This window comes from Sandarakinorhabdus sp., assembly GCF_041689835.1.
Taxonomy (GTDB): Bacteria; Pseudomonadota; Alphaproteobacteria; order Sphingomonadales; family Sphingomonadaceae; genus Sandarakinorhabdus.
The window spans coordinates 13018-29845 of sequence record NZ_JBDNFM010000137.1 but is presented as its reverse complement, the minus strand read 5'-3'; the positions used below and the strand labels follow the sequence as shown (position 1 = coordinate 29845).

20 protein-coding genes and 2 pseudogenes are annotated in these 16828 nt (G+C 62.7%); 14 read left to right on the top strand and 8 right to left on the bottom strand.

Annotated elements, in window-relative coordinates; genetic code table 11:
- The 13 genes and pseudogenes from ACESL8_RS07560 to ACESL8_RS07500 form a co-directional block, all read left to right on the top strand.
- Positions 1-339, top strand: a pseudogene (locus ACESL8_RS07560) (30S ribosomal protein S5); the annotation flags it as partial.
- An 11-nt stretch (positions 340-350) separates the two neighbouring features.
- Complete coding sequence (rpmD, locus tag ACESL8_RS07555; RefSeq protein ID WP_372917445.1) at positions 351-533, top strand: 50S ribosomal protein L30; 183 nt, start codon at positions 351-353, stop codon at positions 531-533.
- A gap of 139 nt (positions 534-672) precedes the next feature.
- On the top strand, positions 673-1212 hold the full coding sequence (gene rplO, locus ACESL8_RS07550; RefSeq protein WP_372917443.1) for a 50S ribosomal protein L15: 540 nt from the start codon (positions 673-675) through the stop codon (positions 1210-1212).
- Positions 1213-1322: 110 nt separating this feature from the next.
- The gene (gene secY / locus ACESL8_RS07545) at positions 1323-2675 is read left to right on the top strand and encodes a preprotein translocase subunit SecY (protein WP_372917441.1); all 1353 of its coding nucleotides are present in this window, start codon (positions 1323-1325) and stop codon (positions 2673-2675) included.
- Positions 2672-3319 carry an adenylate kinase gene (locus ACESL8_RS07540; RefSeq protein WP_372917439.1) on the top strand — a complete coding sequence of 216 codons (648 nt, stop codon included), beginning with the start codon at positions 2672-2674 and terminating at the stop codon, positions 3317-3319. Before secY ends, ACESL8_RS07540 begins: the two co-directional genes overlap by 4 nt.
- A gap of 178 nt (positions 3320-3497) precedes the next feature.
- Positions 3498-3866 carry a 30S ribosomal protein S13 gene (rpsM, locus tag ACESL8_RS07535; protein WP_372917437.1) on the top strand — a complete coding sequence of 123 codons (369 nt, stop codon included), beginning with the start codon at positions 3498-3500 and terminating at the stop codon, positions 3864-3866.
- A gap of 65 nt (positions 3867-3931) precedes the next feature.
- A complete protein-coding gene (gene rpsK, locus ACESL8_RS07530; RefSeq protein ID WP_372917435.1) occupies positions 3932-4321 on the top strand; it encodes a 30S ribosomal protein S11 in 390 nt (129 codons plus the stop codon).
- A gap of 118 nt (positions 4322-4439) precedes the next feature.
- Positions 4440-5489 carry a DNA-directed RNA polymerase subunit alpha gene (locus tag ACESL8_RS07525; protein WP_372917433.1) on the top strand — a complete coding sequence of 350 codons (1050 nt, stop codon included), beginning with the start codon at positions 4440-4442 and terminating at the stop codon, positions 5487-5489.
- Positions 5490-5615: 126 nt separating this feature from the next.
- On the top strand, positions 5616-6026 hold the full coding sequence (gene rplQ, locus ACESL8_RS07520) for a 50S ribosomal protein L17 (protein ID WP_372917431.1): 411 nt from the start codon (positions 5616-5618) through the stop codon (positions 6024-6026).
- A gap of 18 nt (positions 6027-6044) precedes the next feature.
- Positions 6045-6524, top strand: coding sequence for a protein-export chaperone SecB (gene secB / locus ACESL8_RS07515; protein WP_372917429.1), 480 nt, complete (start codon positions 6045-6047; stop codon positions 6522-6524).
- A gap of 106 nt (positions 6525-6630) precedes the next feature.
- Positions 6631-8196 (top strand): murein biosynthesis integral membrane protein MurJ, encoded by a 1566-nt coding sequence (gene murJ, locus ACESL8_RS07510; RefSeq protein ID WP_372917427.1) that lies wholly within the window; start codon positions 6631-6633, stop codon positions 8194-8196.
- A complete protein-coding gene (gene trpS / locus ACESL8_RS07505) occupies positions 8193-9188 on the top strand; it encodes a tryptophan--tRNA ligase (protein ID WP_372917425.1) in 996 nt (331 codons plus the stop codon). Before murJ ends, trpS begins: the two co-directional genes overlap by 4 nt.
- Before the next feature lie 301 nt (positions 9189-9489).
- Complete coding sequence (locus ACESL8_RS07500) at positions 9490-10206, top strand: DUF4136 domain-containing protein (RefSeq protein ID WP_372917423.1); 717 nt, start codon at positions 9490-9492, stop codon at positions 10204-10206.
- A gap of 275 nt (positions 10207-10481) precedes the next feature.
- On the opposite strand, the gene ACESL8_RS07495 is transcribed toward ACESL8_RS07500, so the two are convergent.
- From ACESL8_RS07495 to ACESL8_RS07460, 8 genes are all read right to left on the bottom strand, one after another.
- Positions 10482-10973: a hypothetical protein gene (locus tag ACESL8_RS07495; RefSeq protein WP_372917421.1), complete on the bottom strand. Its 492-nt coding sequence runs from the start codon at positions 10971-10973 to the stop codon at positions 10482-10484.
- A gap of 165 nt (positions 10974-11138) precedes the next feature.
- Entirely contained in the window at positions 11139-11516 is a 378-nt protein-coding gene (locus ACESL8_RS07490) for an ATP synthase F1 subunit epsilon (protein WP_372917419.1), read from the bottom strand.
- Positions 11517-11558: 42 nt separating this feature from the next.
- Positions 11559-13007 carry a F0F1 ATP synthase subunit beta gene (atpD, locus tag ACESL8_RS07485; RefSeq protein ID WP_372917417.1) on the bottom strand — a complete coding sequence of 483 codons (1449 nt, stop codon included), beginning with the start codon at positions 13005-13007 and terminating at the stop codon, positions 11559-11561.
- 12 nt (positions 13008-13019) lie between these two features.
- Positions 13020-13895 carry a F0F1 ATP synthase subunit gamma gene (locus ACESL8_RS07480; RefSeq protein ID WP_372917415.1) on the bottom strand — a complete coding sequence of 292 codons (876 nt, stop codon included), beginning with the start codon at positions 13893-13895 and terminating at the stop codon, positions 13020-13022.
- Positions 13896-13945: 50 nt separating this feature from the next.
- Entirely contained in the window at positions 13946-15475 is a 1530-nt protein-coding gene (gene atpA, locus ACESL8_RS07475) for a F0F1 ATP synthase subunit alpha (protein WP_372917413.1), read from the bottom strand.
- Between the two features lie 15 nt (positions 15476-15490).
- Entirely contained in the window at positions 15491-16051 is a 561-nt protein-coding gene (locus ACESL8_RS07470) for a F0F1 ATP synthase subunit delta (RefSeq protein WP_372917411.1), read from the bottom strand.
- 120 nt (positions 16052-16171) lie between these two features.
- On the bottom strand, positions 16172-16390 hold the full coding sequence (locus tag ACESL8_RS07465) for a hypothetical protein (protein WP_372917409.1): 219 nt from the start codon (positions 16388-16390) through the stop codon (positions 16172-16174).
- A 15-nt stretch (positions 16391-16405) separates the two neighbouring features.
- Positions 16406-16561 (bottom strand): hypothetical protein, encoded by a 156-nt coding sequence (locus ACESL8_RS07460; RefSeq protein ID WP_372917407.1) that lies wholly within the window; start codon positions 16559-16561, stop codon positions 16406-16408.
- Positions 16562-16724: 163 nt separating this feature from the next.
- Here ACESL8_RS07460 and ACESL8_RS07455 point away from each other — a divergent pair.
- A pseudogene (locus tag ACESL8_RS07455) lies at positions 16725-16823 on the top strand (GIY-YIG nuclease family protein); the annotation flags it as partial.
- Positions 16824-16828 lie beyond the last annotated feature (5 nt).

Genomic DNA, 16828 nt, shown 5'->3' with positions numbered 1-16828 from the left:
GTACCGCTGCGCGATGGCCGCACCTTGCACCATGATGGCTACGGTCATTTTGGCGCCGGCAAGGTTTATGTGCGTTCGGCCGCGCAGGGTACCGGCATCATCGCCGGCGGCCCGATGCGCGCCGTGTTCGAAGCGCTGGGCGTTGCCGACGTGGTTACCAAGTCGGTGGGCACCAACAACCCGTACAACATGATCCGCGCGACGTTCGCAGCGTTTGCCGAGCAGGTCAGCCCCAAGAGTGTCGCTCAGCGTCGCGGCAAGAAGGTCGTCGATCTGCTGGCGCGCCGCGGTGACGTTTCGGCCAAGCTGGCCGAAGCCGAAGCCGAAGCGGTGGCGTAAGGAGTATGTCGATGGCCAAAGTGAAAGTTACCCAGATCGGTTCGCCGATCCGCCGCACGCCGGTCCAGGAAAAGAACCTGATCGGCCTCGGCCTCAACAAGATGCACCGCTCACGCGAGCACGTGGCCACGCCCGAAGTGCTTGGCATGATCAAGAAGGTTGCGCATCTGTTGAAGGTCGAGCATCTCGGCTGAACAGGGCGTTCCGGCTGCGGCCGGGGCAGAATGGTTTCGGGCACCCCGCGTTTCAAACCGGGGTGTTCAGCCTTTTAGTGATGTTTCAAACCGCGCGAAAGCGCACCCATCAGCGCGTAAGCGAAAGCGAGTGCAGATCATGACGACCAAACTGAACGACCTTCACGACAATCCCGGCGCCCGCAAAAAGCGCGTGCGCGTCGGCCGCGGCATCGGTTCCGGCGTTGGCAAGACCGGCGGTCGCGGCCAGAAGGGCCAGACCAGCCGTTCAGGCGTGTCGATCAATGGCTTTGAAGGCGGCCAGATGCCGCTGCACATGCGTATCCCAAAGCGCGGCTTCAACAACATTTTCCGCCGCGATTATGCCGTGCTCAACCTGGGTACGTTGCAAGCTGCAATCGATGCCGGCAAGCTTGATGCCGCGTCCGTGATCGACGCTCATGCGCTGGTGGCCGCAAAGGTGCTGACCACCGCTCGTGATGGCGTGCGTCTATTGGGCGTTGGCACACTCACCGCCAAGGTGTCGCTGAAGCTGGCCGGCGCTTCTGCTTCGGCCAATGCTGCGGTGGAAGCTGCTGGTGGTTCGATCGAGCTGCCCGCCCCTGCCGCCCCGTCCCTGACCAAGGATGAGCAGAAGGCCGCTCGCGCCGTCGCGCGCGCCGCCAAGGCCGCCAAGTAAACCGAACATCGGGTTAAACGACCCCATGGCAATTGCGCCGCGTGTCGCCTACATGGGTCGGATACGCGGCGCTTTGCCGTTCTGCAACTAGCTTGATCGGGTAGGGTTTCATGGCGTCTGCCGCCGAACAAATGGCTGCGAACCTGTCGTTCGCCAATTTCTCCAAGGCTACCGAGCTCAAGAGCCGCATCTGGTTCACGCTTGGTGCGCTGGTGGTGTTCCGCCTTATTTCGTTCGTGCCGTTGCCCGGCATCGATCCGCTGGCGCTGTCGACCCTGTTCGATCAGACCCGCGGCGGCGTGCTCGATTTCTTCAACATGTTTTCCGGCGGCGCATTGGAACGCATGAGCCTGATCGCGCTAGGCGTCACGCCTTACATCACCGCTTCGATCGTGGTGCAGTTGCTCACCAGCCTGATCCCGAGCTTCATGAGCCTGAAGAAGGAAGGTGAGGCCGGGCGCAAAACCCTGAACCAGTACACGCGCTTTGGCACCGTGTTCCTGACTATCGTGCAGGGCTATGGCATCGCGCTGGGCCTTGAGGGCTGGGGCGCGGGCCAAGGCGTTTCCGCCGTGATCGATCCGGGCTGGTTTTTCCGCATTTCCACCGTGATCTCGCTGCTGGGCGGCACCATGTTCCTGATGTGGCTGGGTGAACAGATCACCAGTCGCGGCATCGGCAACGGTATTTCGCTGATCATCATGGCCGGCATCGTGGCGCAGTTGCCGTCGGCGCTGGGCACCTTGTTCGAACAGGGCCGTACCGGCGCGCTGTCGGCGGGCTTTGTGTTGTTGGTGGCTGTGGTGGCACTGGGTACGATAGCCTTCATCTGCCTGATGGAGCGTGCGCAGCGCAAGATCCTGATCCAGTATCCCAAGCGCCAGATGGGCAGCCGGACATTCCAGGGCGACAGCAGTTTCCTGCCGTTGAAGATCAATACTGCGGGCGTGATCCCGCCGATCTTTGCCAGCTCGCTGCTGTTGATGCCATTGACCGTGGCGCAGTTTTTCAGCCAGCAGGGCAGCATGCCGGAATGGATGACGACGGTGACAACCGCGCTGCAGCACGGCGCGCCGCTGTACATGTTCCTCTATGCCGCCGGCATTATCTTTTTCAGCTTTTTCTATACGGCCGTGGTGTTCAACCCGGATGAAACGGCAGAAAATCTGAAGAAATACGGCGGTTTCGTGCCGGGAATCCGGCCGGGGCAGCGTACATCCGAATATCTGGATTTCGTGCTGACCCGGCTGACGGTGATCGGTGCGGCCTACCTCACGCTGATCTGCCTGTTACCGGAATTCCTTATCAGCGAACTCAAAGTACCGTTCTATTTTGGCGGCACGTCGCTGCTGATTGTGGTCAACGTCACCATGGACACGGTGGCACAGATTCAGAGCCATTTGTTGGCTCACCAATATGAAGGGCTCATCAAGAAGTCCAAGCTGCGGGGGAATCGTCGTTGAATCTGATTTTGCTGGGTCCGCCGGGGGCGGGCAAGGGCACGCAGGCCAGCCGCCTCGTCAAGGAACGCGGCATGGTTCAGTTGTCGACGGGTGACATGCTGCGTGCGGCCGTGGCCGCCGGCACGCCGGTGGGCCTCGCTGCCAAAGCAGTAATGGATTCGGGCGGCCTCGTGTCGGACGAAATTGTTTCCGGTATTCTTTCGGAACGGCTTGACCAGCCTGATGCCCGCGCTGGCTTCATTCTTGATGGCTATCCGCGCACAGATGTACAGGCCAGCTCGCTTGATGCCATGCTGGCGGAAAAGGGCCTGGCGCTCGATCACGTGATCGAACTGGTGGTTGATGAGGACGCACTGGTGGAGCGCATCACAGGTCGTTTCACCTGCGGTAGCTGCGCCGAGGGCTATCACGACCGTTTCAAGCTGCCCAAGGTCCAGGGCGTGTGCGATGTGTGCGGCGCCAGCAACTTCAAGCGCCGTGCCGACGATAATGCCGGCACCGTGCGCCAGCGCATGGCGGAATACCGCGCCAAGACGGCGCCGATCATTCCGCACTACGAAGGCCGGGGCATTGTTGCGCGGGTCGACGGGATGGCCAGCATGGATGCGGTGGCGAGCGCTATCGATGCGGTTGTCAACCGCTAAGGCCTGCGGGCTGCGTTTGGCGGGCAGCGTTTGGCTTGACAGGCAGGCGACTCGCGTCTAACCGGCGCTCTTCCGTTAAACGGATCAGGAACCGGCGGCCCGCTCGGGCTGTCGGCATATTGCTTTGAGATGGTGACATCTGCCCAGGGTCGCCGTGGAGCATGAAAGGATATCAACTGTGGCACGTATTGCGGGTGTTAACATCCCGACCAACAAACGCGTGGAGATCGCGCTCACCTACATTCACGGCATCGGCCGCACCACCGCCAAGCGGTTGTCGACTGAGCTGGGCTTTCCCATCGAACGCCGCGTGCAGGAACTGACCGACGCCGAGATTCTGTTGATCCGTGAAAAGATTGACCGTGAGCTGACCGTCGAGGGTGATCTGCGCCGCCAGAACGCGATGAACATCAAGCGTCTGATGGACCTCGCCTGCTATCGCGGCCTGCGTCATCGCAAGGGCCTGCCGGTTCGCGGCCAGCGCACACATACCAACGCCCGTACCCGCAAGGGCAAGGCCAAGCCGATCGCTGGCAAAAAGAAGTAAGCGCCTCGTCGCTGCTCATCTTCTTTTTCACATCAGGCCGATAGGCTTTTCTAGGGATATACGAAATGGCTCGCGAAGTTGCTCGCATCAAGCGCAGGGAGCGCAAGAATATCACCAGCGGTGTTGCCCATGTCAACGCCAGCTTCAACAACACCATGATCACCATCACCGATGCGCAGGGCAATGCAATTGCCTGGTCGTCGGCGGGTACAGTGGGTTTCAAGGGCAGCCGCAAATCGACGCCGTTCGCGGCGCAGATGGCTGCCGAAGACGCCGGCAAGAAGGCCGCCGAACACGGCGTGCGCACATTGGAAGTCGAAGTGCGCGGTCCTGGCTCGGGCCGCGAATCGGCTTTGCGGGCGCTGCAGGCGGTTGGTTTCGTCATCACCTCCATTCGTGACGTGACGCCGATCCCGCACAATGGTGTGCGCCCCCCCAAGCGCCGCCGCGTCTAAAGCTGCCTGGCGCCGGGCTCCATTACGGTGCCCAGCGTTTCTATTCTTGGACCAATCGGGACGCGCGGGTGACGATCCGCTTCTCCCAAGGCCCCCACTCCAGACCGAGGTGAACCCCGTGGCAGTTATCGCCAAGAACTGGACCGAACTGAAAAAGCCGAACCGTCTGGAGCAGCGCTTCACCGGTGACGGCAGGCAGAAGGCGGCTTTTGTCGCCGAACCCCTTGAGCGGGGCTTTGGCCTGACGCTGGGCAATGCTCTGCGCCGCGTGCTGTTGTCGTCTCTGCAAGGCGCCGCCGTTACCGCCATCAAAACTGATGGCGTGCTGCACGAATTTTCCAGCCTTGCTGGTGTTCGCGAAGACGTCACCGACATCGTGCTGAACATCAAGCAGGTGGCGATCCGCATGGCGGGCGACAGCGCCAAGCGCGTTTATCTGAACGCCACGGGTCCTGGCCCGGTCACCGCTGGCCAGATTGCCGTTACCGGCGACATGGAAGTGATGAACAGCGATCTGGTGATCTGCACGCTGGACGAAGGCGCCACGTTGAACATGGAATTGACGGTGGAAACCGGCAAGGGCTATGTTCCGGCCAGTGCCAACCGCCCAGCCGATGCGCCGATCGGCCTGGTGCCGGTCGATGCGCTCTACTCGCCGGTGCGCCAGGTCAGCTACAAGGTCGATCCGACCCGCGTTGGCCAGGAACTGGACTATGACAAGCTGACCATCACGGTGGAAACAGATGGCAGCTTGAGCCCGGAAGACGCGCTCGCCTATGGTGCCAAGATCCTTCAGGACCAGCTTCAGTTGTTCGTGAACTTCGAAGACGCCGCCACGGCTGCTCCGGTCACCAGCACCACCGCCGCCGGCGTGGTGGAAGTGGACGACAGCGCCAGCATCAATCGTTACCTGCTCAAGAAGGTGGACGAATTGGAACTGTCGGTGCGTTCGGCCAACTGCTTGAAGAACGACAACATCATCTACATTGGCGATCTGGTCCAGAAGACGGAAAGCGAGATGCTTCGCACGCCGAATTTCGGCCGCAAGTCGCTGAATGAAATCAAGGAAGTGCTGTCCCAGATGGGTCTGCGCCTTGGCATGGAAATCGCCGGCTGGCCGCCGGAAAATATCGAAGAGATGGCCAAGAAGCTCGAGCAAGAGTTTTAAGTTCTGCTTGGCGGGGGTCGGCCACGTGGCTGCTCCCGCCGGCACACTCGGGGTATATCGGCTGACCCCTTCATCAGCCTGGTCCAGGGTACCTCAAACGGCCCTTGAACGAACGGAGAAGACGAAATGCGCCACCGCATTGCACACCGCAAACTCAGCCGCACCAGCAGCCATCGCATCGCGTTGCTGCGCAACATGTCGGCCAGTCTTATCAAGCACGAGCAGATCAAGACCACGATCGCCAAGGCCAAGGAATTGCGCCCCTACATCGAAAAGCTGGTCACGCTGGCCAAAAATGGTGGCCTGTCCAATCGTCGCCTCGCGAACGCCCGCCTCGGTGATGATGTGCAGCTGATCAAGCTGTTCGACGTGCTGGCTGCGCGTTATGCTGACCGTCAGGGCGGCTACACCCGCGTCGTCAAGGCCGGTTTTCGCCGCTCCGACGCGACCGCAATGGCGATCATCGAGTTCGTTGATCGCGACGTGGACGCCAAGGGTCAGGATTCGGGCCCGGTCGAAACCTTCGACGACGAATAAGCGAAAGGGATCGCCATCATGGCTGACGAGATCGATCTGGGCGCCGCTCCTGAAAATGGCTTTGGCGATGAGCCGATGCCGCAGGTGGCGATCATTACCCAGTATGTGAAGGATTTGTCGTTCGAAAATCCGAACGCGCCCGGCAGCCTGCAGGTGCAGGGCCAGCCGCGCATCGACGTCAACGTTGGCGTCAATGCCCGCAAGGCCGCCGACGACGTGTATGAAGTCGAGCTGAAAATCAGTGCCAAGGCCGATGTCGATGAAGGCGCGGCGTTCATGGTCGAACTGCTGTACGCCGGCCTGTTTGGCCTCAAGAATGTACCGGAAGACGCCATCGAGCCGTTCTGCATCATCGAAGGCCCGCGCATCCTGTTCCCGTTTGCTCGCCGCATCATTGCCGATGCCGTTCGTGATGGTGGTTTTCCGCCGCTGCTGCTCGATCCGATCGATTTTGGCGCGCTGTACATGTCTCAGCAGGGCCAGATCGGCAACGCCTGAGGCCAAAGCATTCGAATGAAACGGGCGGCCTTCGGGTCGCCCGTTTTCGTTGTGGGGCAAGCCGTTCCGCTTGCACTTTGCGCCCCGGCGCGGCATCGCGATACGGATGAATCTGGTCCGCGCCACCGCCACCATCGGCAGCCTCACGCTTTTGTCCCGCATCGGTGGTTTTGTCCGCGATGTGCTGCAGGCGTCGTTGATGGGTGCCGGCATGGCAGCCGATGCCTTCCTGATTGCCCAGCGTCTCCCCAATCTGTTTCGTGCGCTGTTTGCCGAAGGTGCCTTTGCGTCGGCGTTTGTGCCGATGTTCAATCGTCAGGTCGGCGCCGATGGCGGGCAGCTAAACGGCGCCCAGCGCTTTGCCGAGGCTGTGCTGGCGGTGCTGCTGCCGATATTGTTGATGTTTACCGTTCTGATGGTGGCCGGTGCAGTGCCGGTGGTGTGGGCGCTCACCGGTGGTTTCCCCGACGCCGGGCCGCAGAAATTTGATCTCACAGTCGATCTGATACGGCTCACCTTTCCCTATCTGATGCTCATCAGCCTGACGTCGCTGCTGGGCGGGTTGCTCAATTCGGTCGGGCGCTTTGCAGTGAACGCCGCGGCGCCAATCCTGCTCAATATCGTGCTGATCAGCGGGCTGCTGTGGTCTGGCAGCGGCGATGACGTGGCGGCGGCGCGGGTGCAGGCGCTGTGCGTGACGGTGGGCGGCATTGCCCAATTGGTCTGGCTGTTGTGGTCGTGCGGGCGGGCCGGCATCAGCCTGCGACTGCGAATGCCGCGCCTTACGCCACAAGTGAAGGCGCTGCTCAAATTGATCGTGCCGGCAGCGTTCGGGGCCGGAGCGGTGCAGGTGAACTTGCTGATCTCCACCGCGCTGGCGGCGCGCTTTCTGGGCGATGGCGCCGTGAGCTGGCTTTATTATGCCGATCGCCTGAACCAGTTGCCGCTGGGAATCATCGGCATCGGCGTGGGCACCGCGCTGCTGCCGGCCATGTCGCGGCTGATCGGTGCGGATGATGTGCCCGGCGCCGTCGCCCAGCAGAACCGCGCCATGGAGCTGGTGTTGATCCTTACCCTGCCCGCCGCGGCCGGCCTGGTGGTCGCTTCTCAGCCAATTGTGGCGCTGCTGTTCCAGCACGGCCAGTTCACGGCTGCCGACAGCGCGGCCACGGCGGCGGCGCTGTCGGGCTTTGCGGTGGGCCTGCCAGCCTATGTGCTGATCAAGGTGCTCACCCCCGGCTTTCATGCCCGCAGCGATACCAGCACGCCGGTGCGGGTGGCGCTGGCAGCGATGCTGGTCAATCTGGCGGCCAATCTGGCGCTGGTGTGGCCGCTTGGCCATGTCGGCATCGCGCTGGGCACGGCGATTTCGGCGTGGGTGAACGCTGCCGCCTTGTGGTGGCTGCTCCACAAGCGCGGCCAGTTTGCACTTGATGCCCGTGCCCGCCGGCTGCTGCCGCGCCTTGTGCTGGCGACGGCGGGCATGGTGGCTGTGCTGTTTGGTGCCATGCCGCTGCTCGCCCCGCTGGCCGCGCGCGGTTTTGCGGCCGAGGCGGCGGCGCTTGCGCTGTTGATTGGCGGCGGCGCCTTGGCCTATCTGGCGGCGGCGCGGCTGCTTGGCCTGTTCACCTTTGCCGGCCTGACCGCACAAATGAAACGGAAACGCGTATGAAACGGGTATTTTCGGGTATCCAGCCCACCGGCAATTTGCATCTGGGCAATTATCTGGGTGCCATCCGCAATTGGGTGCGCATGCAGGATGAGGCCGAGTGCATCTTCAGCGTGGTCGATCTGCACGCCATCACGGTCGCCCAGGATCCCGCCACCTTGCGGCGCGGCATCCACGAGATGGTGGCGGCGCTGATTGCGGCCGGGCTCGATCCCGAACGCTGCATCCTGTTTCCGCAAAGCCGGGTGCGCGTGCATGCTGAACTGGCGTGGGTGCTGATGTGCACGGCGCGCGTTGGCTGGCTCAGCCGCATGACCCAATTCAAGGAAAAAAGCGGCCATAACCGGGAGGGCGCGTCGGTGGGCCTGTACACCTATCCGGTGCTCCAGGCGGCCGACATCCTGGCCTACAAGGCCACGCACGTGCCCGTGGGCGAGGACCAGAAGCAGCATCTGGAACTGGCGCGCGATATCGCCATCAAGTTCAACACCGATTTCGGCGTCGAGCTGTTTCCGCCGCCGGAACCGGTAATCGAGGGCCCAGCGACGCGGGTGATGTCCTTGCGCGACGGCAGCGCCAAGATGTCCAAAAGTGATCCCAGCGACCAGAGCCGCATCAATTTGACCGACGATGCCGATAGCATCGCCGGCAAAATCAAGCGCGCCAAATCCGATGCGGATTTCCTGCCGTCCGAAGCTGCCGGGCTGGTTGGCCGCCCGGAAGCCGCCAACCTGGTCAACCTGATGGCGGCGCTGTGCGATTCCAGCGTGGCCGATGTGCTGGCCGAATATGGCGGCAAAGGCTTTGGCACCTTCAAGCCGGCGCTGGCCGATGTGATGGTGACAAAGCTGGCTCCGATTACGGCACGATTCAACGCACTGAAAGCGGACGAGGCGGCGATCGAAGCGATCTGTGCGCGCGGAGCAGAGCGGGCGCGCGCCATCGCCGAACCGGTGCTGGCCGAGGTGCACCGGGCCGTTGGCTTTACGCGCTGAACCGCACTGCATGGCGCGCTGGGCCAAGGCTTCGGCGATGCGGCTGGTGGTGCCGACGATACGTGCCAGTACTGCCCAGCAGCAACAGTGCGCGGCTGGTGGGCGGCAGCATCGGGGCTGCGGCATCGGGTGGGCTGTTGGGTGCGGGCGGCATGCATCATGGTCTTGTCAATCGCTTCCGGCGGGAGCAACTGACGTGGGGTCGGAGGCGCGTAATCGCTGGCCATTCATTGTCCAGTCAGTTGCCATTCCCTACGATAGGGTAGTATAATTGCATAAAGTTCATGTGGAGCAGGATCAGATGATTAGCCTTTCCCCGCGCGCCCGCCTGATGCTGCCGCTGGCGGCGGCGCTGGCACTTTCGGCCTGTGTGGCGCCGTTCGAAGCGCGGGTGGCCCGCTTCCAGCAACTACTGCCGGCAGCCGGCACCAGCTTCGTGGTCGAACCGCGTGACAAGGCCAATGAAGGCGGGCTGGAATTTGCGACGTATGCCAATCTGGTGCGGCAAAATTTGGTCGCTGCCGGCTATCAGGAAGCCGCCAGCGCTGAAGCCGCTGCGCTGACGGTCCAACTGGATTATCACGTCTCCGCCCCGCGCGAAAAGGTGCAAAGCCGGCCCGGAATGGGCTTTGGCGGTTGGGGCGGCGGCTTTGGCCCGGGCTTCGGTTGGGGCCCTTACTGGGGCGCGGGCTGGGGCGGCTTTGGCGGCTGGGGCGGCGGCTTCGGTGGTCTCGGTGGTTTTGGCGGCGGCTGGGGCGGCGGTTTCAATAACGATGTCTACAGCGTGACCAACTACAACACGGTTGTGGCGATGCGCATCAACCGCAACGCCGACAAGCGCAGCGTGTTTGAAGGCCGCGCCGAAACCGTGAGCAACAGCAATAATCTTACCCGGCTGGTGCCCAACCTGGTCACCGCCATTTTCACCAATTTCCCCGGCAACAGCGGCGAGACCGTCCGTGTGCGCTTCGATCCGGCCAGGCCCGGTGTGGCACCGACCATTAAGCCGATGCGCTAACCCCAAGGGGATTTCGGCCATTGAGGGGGCGTTTCGGCAAGCCGGAGCGCCCCTTGCAATTGGGCAAACCTGCGTTAGCCTTCGCCCTGATTGAAGTGAGGGCGAAACCATGACGGTCTGGATTGCATTGCTGGCTGCGCTATCGGACTAATGCCCGTGTTGATCGAAAAATGGCGCTAATCCAGCAAGGACTGATGAACGCTTTCGGCCGCACCCGTTGACGGGGTGGGGCTGATCAGGCGGTCGCCCCATGCGGCATTATTTGAAGGTTCGCCTCAATCGCGCGGTGTTGGTTCGTTGTAGCCCATGCGGTTGGTGCGATCCTGTGCCCAGGCGTCCACTTGCTTGCGGTCGCAGCCGGTAAAGCCGCCCGGGCCGACGGCGCTGCAACTGCCGATGCTGTTGCCGGCACCGCCAGCGCCATCACCCAGCAATAGCGATCGATTCTGGGTCAACACGCTCTGGCGGGTTTCGGCGCGGCGCAGTGGTTCGGGAATGCGATAAACTTCAGATTCGGGCAGGCGGGCACACACCACCACTTCGTCGGGCGAGCTGGGCTTGGGGCAGGCCTCGGTGCCGAACACGGTCACGAGGCGCTGACGCGGCTGGCTGCCGTCGCCGGTCGGAAGATCGGCTGGCTTGAGCATGGTTGGCCGCGGCGGCGCCGTGGTTGGATTGGCCGGCGGCTGCTGGGCCATGGCCGGGCCAAAGATTGGCAACGCCACTGCCAAGGTGAGAGCGAGCGCGGCAAATGGGGGCAGTCGCATCGTCGATTGGCTCCGCAGACGGGTCATCATTCCAGCAGATTAGGCGCATTCGCTAATCCAGGAAACCGGCAATTGCGGGTTTGTGCCCATTGGCCTGACTGCCTCCTGAACGACAACGCCCCACGCTGGCGAACCGGCGCGGGGCGTTGTTGCGGCTGTGGCCGATCAGTTGGTTGCAGCGGCCTGCATGGCTTCAAGGCGGGCGATGGCGGCATCGTCGCCGGCCGTCCGCGCGGCTGCAAGCTGGCTGGCCACGGCGGCAAGATCGATCTCTGCCACCGGGGTCGCCTTTTCGGCCAGAATGGTCAGGCCGGTTTCGGTCACCTCGGCAAAACCGCCTTCGATGAAAAAGCGCATGGTGGCCGGGCCGCCATCGGTTTCGAAGATGGCGATCGCGCCGGGACGGATGGTGGACATCATCGGCGAGTGGCCGGGCAGCACGCCGAAATCGCCTTCGGCGCCGGGCACAACAACCATCGCCACCTTGGCCTTTGCAAGGCGGCGTTCCGGCGATACGAGTTCGAAATCGAGCAGTTCAGCCATGTCTAACCTCTTCTCCCCCCCCTTTCATGGGAGGGAAGTTCATTACGCCGCGTCAGCAGCCAGTTTCTGGGCCTTGGCCATCGCGTCTTCGATGGTGCCGACCATGTAGAAGGCGGCTTCCGGCAAATGATCATATTCGCCGGCAACGATGGCCTTGAAGCCCTGGATCGTATCGGCAACCTGCACGAACACGCCGGGCGAGCCGGTGAAGATTTCGGCGACGTGGAACGGCTGGCTGAGGAAGCGCTGAATTTTGCGGGCGCGGCTGACGATCAGCTTATCCTCTTCCGACAGTTCATCCATGCCCAGAATGGCGATGATGTCCTGCAGGCTCTTGTACTTCTGCAGCACTTCCTGAACGCCGCGGGCAACGCCGTAATGTTCGTCACCAACAACGCGCGGGGACAGCACGCGGCTGGTCGAATCGAGCGGATCGACGGCCGGATAAATGCCAAGCTCGGCGATCTGGCGCGACAGCACGGTGGTGGCATCAAGGTGGGCAAACGACGTGGCCGGAGCCGGATCGGTGAGATCGTCGGCGGGCACATAGATCGCCTGCACCGAAGTGATCGAGCCCTTGTTGGTGGAGGTGATGCGTTCCTGCAGCGCGCCCATGTCGGTGGCGAGCGTCGGCTGATAGCCCACGGCCGACGGGATGCGGCCCAGCAGTGCCGACACTTCGGAGCCGGCCTGGGTGAAGCGGAAGATGTTGTCGACGAAGAACAGCACGTCCTGGCCTTCGACATCGCGGAAATATTCGGCGTTGGTCAGGCCCGACAGGGCGACGCGGGCGCGGGCGCCGGGCGGCTCGTTCATCTGGCCGTAAACCAGCGCCACCTTGGAACCTTCGGAAATGGCATTGCCGTCCGCGTCCGACGCGATGACGCCGGCTTCGAGGAATTCGTGATAAAGATCATTACCTTCGCGGGTGCGTTCACCCACGCCGGCGAACACGCTGGTGCCACCGTGGCCCTTGGCGATGTTGTTGATCAGTTCCTGGATCAGCACGGTCTTGCCGACGCCGGCGCCGCCGAACAGGCCGATCTTGCCGCCCTTGGCATAGGGCGCGAGCAAATCGATGACCTTGATGCCGGTGACAAGGATGCTGGATTCGGTCGACTGGTCGACGAATTCCGGGGCCTTGGCATGGATCGGCGCGGTGTGGGTCTGATCGATCGGGCCGCGCTCGTCGATCGGCTCACCGATGACGTTCATGATGCGGCCCAGCGTGGCAGGGCCAACCGGAACGCGGATCTGGCTGCCGGTGTCGATCACTTCCTGGCCGCGAACCATGCCGTCGGTGGCGTCCATGGCGATGCAGCGCACGGCGCTTTCACCGAGATGCTGCGCCACTTCCAGCACGAGACGATTGCCGTTCAGGCTGGTTTCCAGCGCGGACAGGATGGCCGGCAATTCGCCTTCGAAGGTCACATCGACGACAGCGCCGATGACCTGGCTGATGCGGCCGACATTCTTGGTGGTATTGGCCATGTGTGATGCTCCTTAAACGGCTTCGGCGCCCGAGATGATCTCGATCAATTCCTTGGTGATCGCGGCCTGTCTCGTGCGGTTGTAGGTGATGGAAAGACGGTTGATCATGTCGCCGGCGTTGCGGGTGGCGCTGTCCATGGCGGTCATGCGGCTGCCCTGTTCGGACGCGGCATTTTCCAGCAGCGCGCGGAATATCTGCACGGCGAGATTCTTCGGCAACAGATCGGCCAGGATGGCTTCCTCGTCGGGTTCGTATTCGACGCTCGCATCTGCACTCTTGGCGTCGCCAACGGGCAGTGCAGCCGGGATGATTTGCAGCCGCGTCGGTTCCTGATTCAACGCCGAGCGGAAGGTGGAGAAAAACAGGTGGGCGACGTCGAATTCGCCGGCTTCAAAACGCGCCACCACGTCATCGGCAACGGCTTTTGCGTCGCTGAACGCCAGTTGCTTGATGTGCGTCATGTCGGTGGTGCCGACGATCAATTCCTTGTGGGTGCGGGCGAACGGCGCGCGGGCTTTCTTGCCGACGAACATCAGCTTCACCGTCTTGCCCTGGGCCAGCAGTTCTTCCAGCGTGCGGCGCGCCAGCCTGGCGATGTTGCTGTTGAAACCGCCGGCAAGGCCGCGTTCCGACGAGCAGATCACCAGCAGATGCACCTGATCGTCGCCGGTGCCCGCCAGCAGGCGCGGGCTTTCCGGGCCAACCGTGACGCGGGCAGCCAGCGACGCCATCACGGCCGCCATCCGCACCGAATAGGGGCGGGCGGCTTCGGCGGCTTCCTGCGCGCGGCGCAGCTTGGCTGCCGCGACCATCTTCATCGCCTTGGTGATCTTCTGCGTCGATTTCACCGAGGTGATGCGCATCTTCAGGGATTTGAGACTGGGCATCTGCTTCTCTCATCGCCGCCCGGGCGCAAACCCGGGGCGACCGATTGCGGTTACGCGAAGGTCTTGGCGAAGGCGCCGATCAGGTCTTTGAGCTTGGCGGTGGTGCCGGCCGAAAGATCCTTCGTTTCGCGAATGTCGGCCAGCACATCGGCGTGGGCCGATTTCACGTGGCTGAGCAGCCCGGCTTCGAAGCGGGTGACGGCGTTGGCGTCCACCGCATCGAGGAATCCGTTCACACCCGCAAAGATCGACACAACCTGCTCTTCGAACGGCATCGGCTGAAACTGGCCCTGCTTGAGCAGTTCGGTCAAACGCTTGCCGCGGTTGAGCAGCTTTTGCGTCGAGGCATCAAGATCGGAACCGAACTGCGCAAAGGCCGCCATTTCGCGGTACTGCGCCAGCTCCAGCTTGATCGAACCGGCGACCTTCTTCATGGCCTTGGTCTGCGCCGCAGAACCGACGCGGCTCACCGAAAGGCCGACGTTGATAGCCGGACGGATGCCCTGATAGAACAGCTCGGTTTCCAGGAAGATCTGGCCATCGGTGATCGAAATCACGTTGGTCGGGATGTATGCCGAAACGTCGCCGGCCTGAGTTTCGATGATCGGCAGCGCGGTGAGGCTGCCGGAGCCATTGGCTTCGTTCATCTTGGCGGCGCGTTCCAGCAGGCGACTGTGCAGATAAAACACGTCACCCGGATAGGCTTCGCGGCCCGGCGGACGGCGCAGCAACAGCGACATCTGCCGATAGGCCACGGCCTGCTTGGACAGATCGTCATAAACGATCACGGCGTGCATGCCGTTGTCGCGGAAAAATTCGCCCATGGTGCAGCCGGTGTACGGCGCCAGGAACTGCAGCGGTGCCGGTTCCGAAGCAGTGGCGGCGACGACGATCGAATATTCCATCGCGCCGTTTTCTTCGAGCTGGCGCACGATCTGCGCCACGGTCGAACGCTTCTGGCCGACGGCAACATAGATGCAATACAGCTTTTTGGATTCATCATCCCCGGCGTTGACGGCCTTCTGGTTGATGAAGGTATCAATGGCGACGGCGGTCTTGCCGGTCTGACGGTCGCCGATGATCAATTCGCGCTGGCCGCGGCCAACCGGCACCAGCGCATCAAGCGCCTTCAGGCCGGTCTGCATCGGTTCGTGCACGCTCTTGCGCGGGATGATGCCCGGCGCCTTCACTTCGACGCGCATGCGCGTGACGTCCACCAAGGGCCCCTTGCCGTCGATCGGGTTGCCGAGGCCATCAACGACGCGGCCCAGCAGGCCGCGGCCCACCGGCACGTCGACGATTGTACCGGTGCGCTTGACGGTATCGCCTTCCTTGATGGTGCTGTCGGACCCGAAGATCACGATACCAACGTTATCGGCTTCCAGGTTCAGGGCCATGCCCTTGATGCCGCCCGGGAATTCGACCATTTCACCGGCCTGCACATTATCAAGGCCATGCACGCGGGCAATGCCGTCACCGACACTGAGCACCTGACCGACTTCGGACACCTGCGCTTCGGTGCCGAAATTGGCGATCTGATCCTTGATGATCCGCGAAATTTCTGCGGCATTGATATCCATGACAATCAGCCCTTCTTAAGCTTTCAGCGCCTGGCCGAGCATGTCGAGCCGGGTCTTCAACGAGGAATCGATCATGCGGCTGCCCACGCGCACCACGAGGCCGCCCAGGATCGAGGGATCGATATTCACATTCAGCGCCACTTCGCTGCCGATGCTAGCCTTCAGCTTGGCGGCCAGCGCTTCGTGCTGCGCCGCCGTCAGCGTGTGCGCAGCCGTAACGGTGGCCGTCACTTCACCCTTGCGGGCCGCATTCAGTGCGGCGAAATCGCGGATCACCGCCGGCAGCAGCGCCAGCCGGCGATTGGCAGCGAGCACACCCACAAAATTCTTGGTCAGCCCATCGACGCCCAGCGCCTGAGCCACGCCGGCAATGGCAGCCCCAGCAGCACCGCGGCCAACCTGGGCGCTCGAAATCAGCGATTTCAGATCAGCCGATTCGGCGAGCGCCTTGGCAAGCGTTGCCAGGCTGGCTTCAACGGCGTCGAGCGCGCTGCCTTCGATCGCAAGATCGAAAAGAGCACGGGCATAGCGACCGGAAAGCCCGGTGACCACTTGACGAGAATTCTGTGCGTCCAAGGCTTCAGCCCCGCTTTGGTTCGGATATGACAAAAGGGCGCGGCAGACATGGTCTACCGTGTGCCCAAGGCTAATTTGACGGCGCGGCTACCATGGGGCTGGCGATGTTGCAAGGCAGCATTAGGCGCACCGGGCGTTTATGAACAGCGGCAGCGCGGCAAACACCAGCTGCCCAGCCAAACCGAGCAGGCCGGCTGGGGTGACCAGCGCTGCCCCATATCCGCTCGCCGCGCGCCCGAACGCCAGCGACAAGCCGAATTCGGCCAGCATCAGCCACACAAACGCCGTGCCGCCCATCACCGCCCGGCCCGCCAGCGCCAGCGGCTGCCGGGCCAGCAACCGCCGCCCCCACCACTAGCTGACCGCCCAGACGATCGGCACCTCAATCGCCACCGCCGCCAGCGCGCCAACCGCCGGCACCAGCCACAACGTGCGAACCGTGCCCAGCGCGAAGGCGGCGGCAAACACGCCGGCAAAATTGCGCAGGCCAGGGGTGAGGGCGGTCATCATGCCACAGGCCGAAACAAGGAAAAACAAGAACAGCCTCCGGCGGGCAGGGGTGACCCCTGCACCCGTTTTTTTTCACGCGCTCCCGTCCCACAAGCACCCGTCGCCCCGGACTTGATCCGGGGCCCCGCTTTTCTTTTTCTACCCAATCAGCATAACTGCCCCGATGACAAAGGGCGGCTGGGTATACATCATGGCCGACCGCTATCGCGGCGGCCTGTATGTTGGCGTGACCGCTGATCTGGTGCGCCGGGTGCAGCAGCATCTTGA

Excerpts from the sequence above, each read along its gene's own strand:
- secY (WP_372917441.1), top strand. The coding sequence starts at position 1,323 with ATGGCGTCTGCCGCCGAACAAATGGCTGCGAACCTGTCGTTCGCCAAT.
- ACESL8_RS07490 (WP_372917419.1), bottom strand. The coding sequence starts at position 11,516 with ATGGCTGAACTGCTCGATTTCGAACTCGTATCGCCGGAACGCCGCCTT.
- rplO (WP_372917443.1), top strand. The coding sequence starts at position 673 with ATGACGACCAAACTGAACGACCTTCACGACAATCCCGGCGCCCGCAAA.
- rpsK (WP_372917435.1), top strand. The coding sequence starts at position 3,932 with ATGGCTCGCGAAGTTGCTCGCATCAAGCGCAGGGAGCGCAAGAATATC.
- secB (WP_372917429.1), top strand. The coding sequence starts at position 6,045 with ATGGCTGACGAGATCGATCTGGGCGCCGCTCCTGAAAATGGCTTTGGC.
- atpA (WP_372917413.1), bottom strand. The coding sequence starts at position 15,475 with ATGGATATCAATGCCGCAGAAATTTCGCGGATCATCAAGGATCAGATC.
- rpmD (WP_372917445.1), top strand. The coding sequence starts at position 351 with ATGGCCAAAGTGAAAGTTACCCAGATCGGTTCGCCGATCCGCCGCACG.
- ACESL8_RS07500 (WP_372917423.1), top strand. The coding sequence starts at position 9,490 with ATGATTAGCCTTTCCCCGCGCGCCCGCCTGATGCTGCCGCTGGCGGCG.
- ACESL8_RS07480 (WP_372917415.1), bottom strand. The coding sequence starts at position 13,895 with ATGCCCAGTCTCAAATCCCTGAAGATGCGCATCACCTCGGTGAAATCG.
- ACESL8_RS07495 (WP_372917421.1), bottom strand. The coding sequence starts at position 10,973 with ATGCGACTGCCCCCATTTGCCGCGCTCGCTCTCACCTTGGCAGTGGCG.
- ACESL8_RS07460 (WP_372917407.1), bottom strand. The coding sequence starts at position 16,561 with ATGATGACCGCCCTCACCCCTGGCCTGCGCAATTTTGCCGGCGTGTTT.
- trpS (WP_372917425.1), top strand. The coding sequence starts at position 8,193 with ATGAAACGGGTATTTTCGGGTATCCAGCCCACCGGCAATTTGCATCTG.
- murJ (WP_372917427.1), top strand. The coding sequence starts at position 6,631 with ATGAATCTGGTCCGCGCCACCGCCACCATCGGCAGCCTCACGCTTTTG.
- rplQ (WP_372917431.1), top strand. The coding sequence starts at position 5,616 with ATGCGCCACCGCATTGCACACCGCAAACTCAGCCGCACCAGCAGCCAT.
- atpD (WP_372917417.1), bottom strand. The coding sequence starts at position 13,007 with ATGGCCAATACCACCAAGAATGTCGGCCGCATCAGCCAGGTCATCGGC.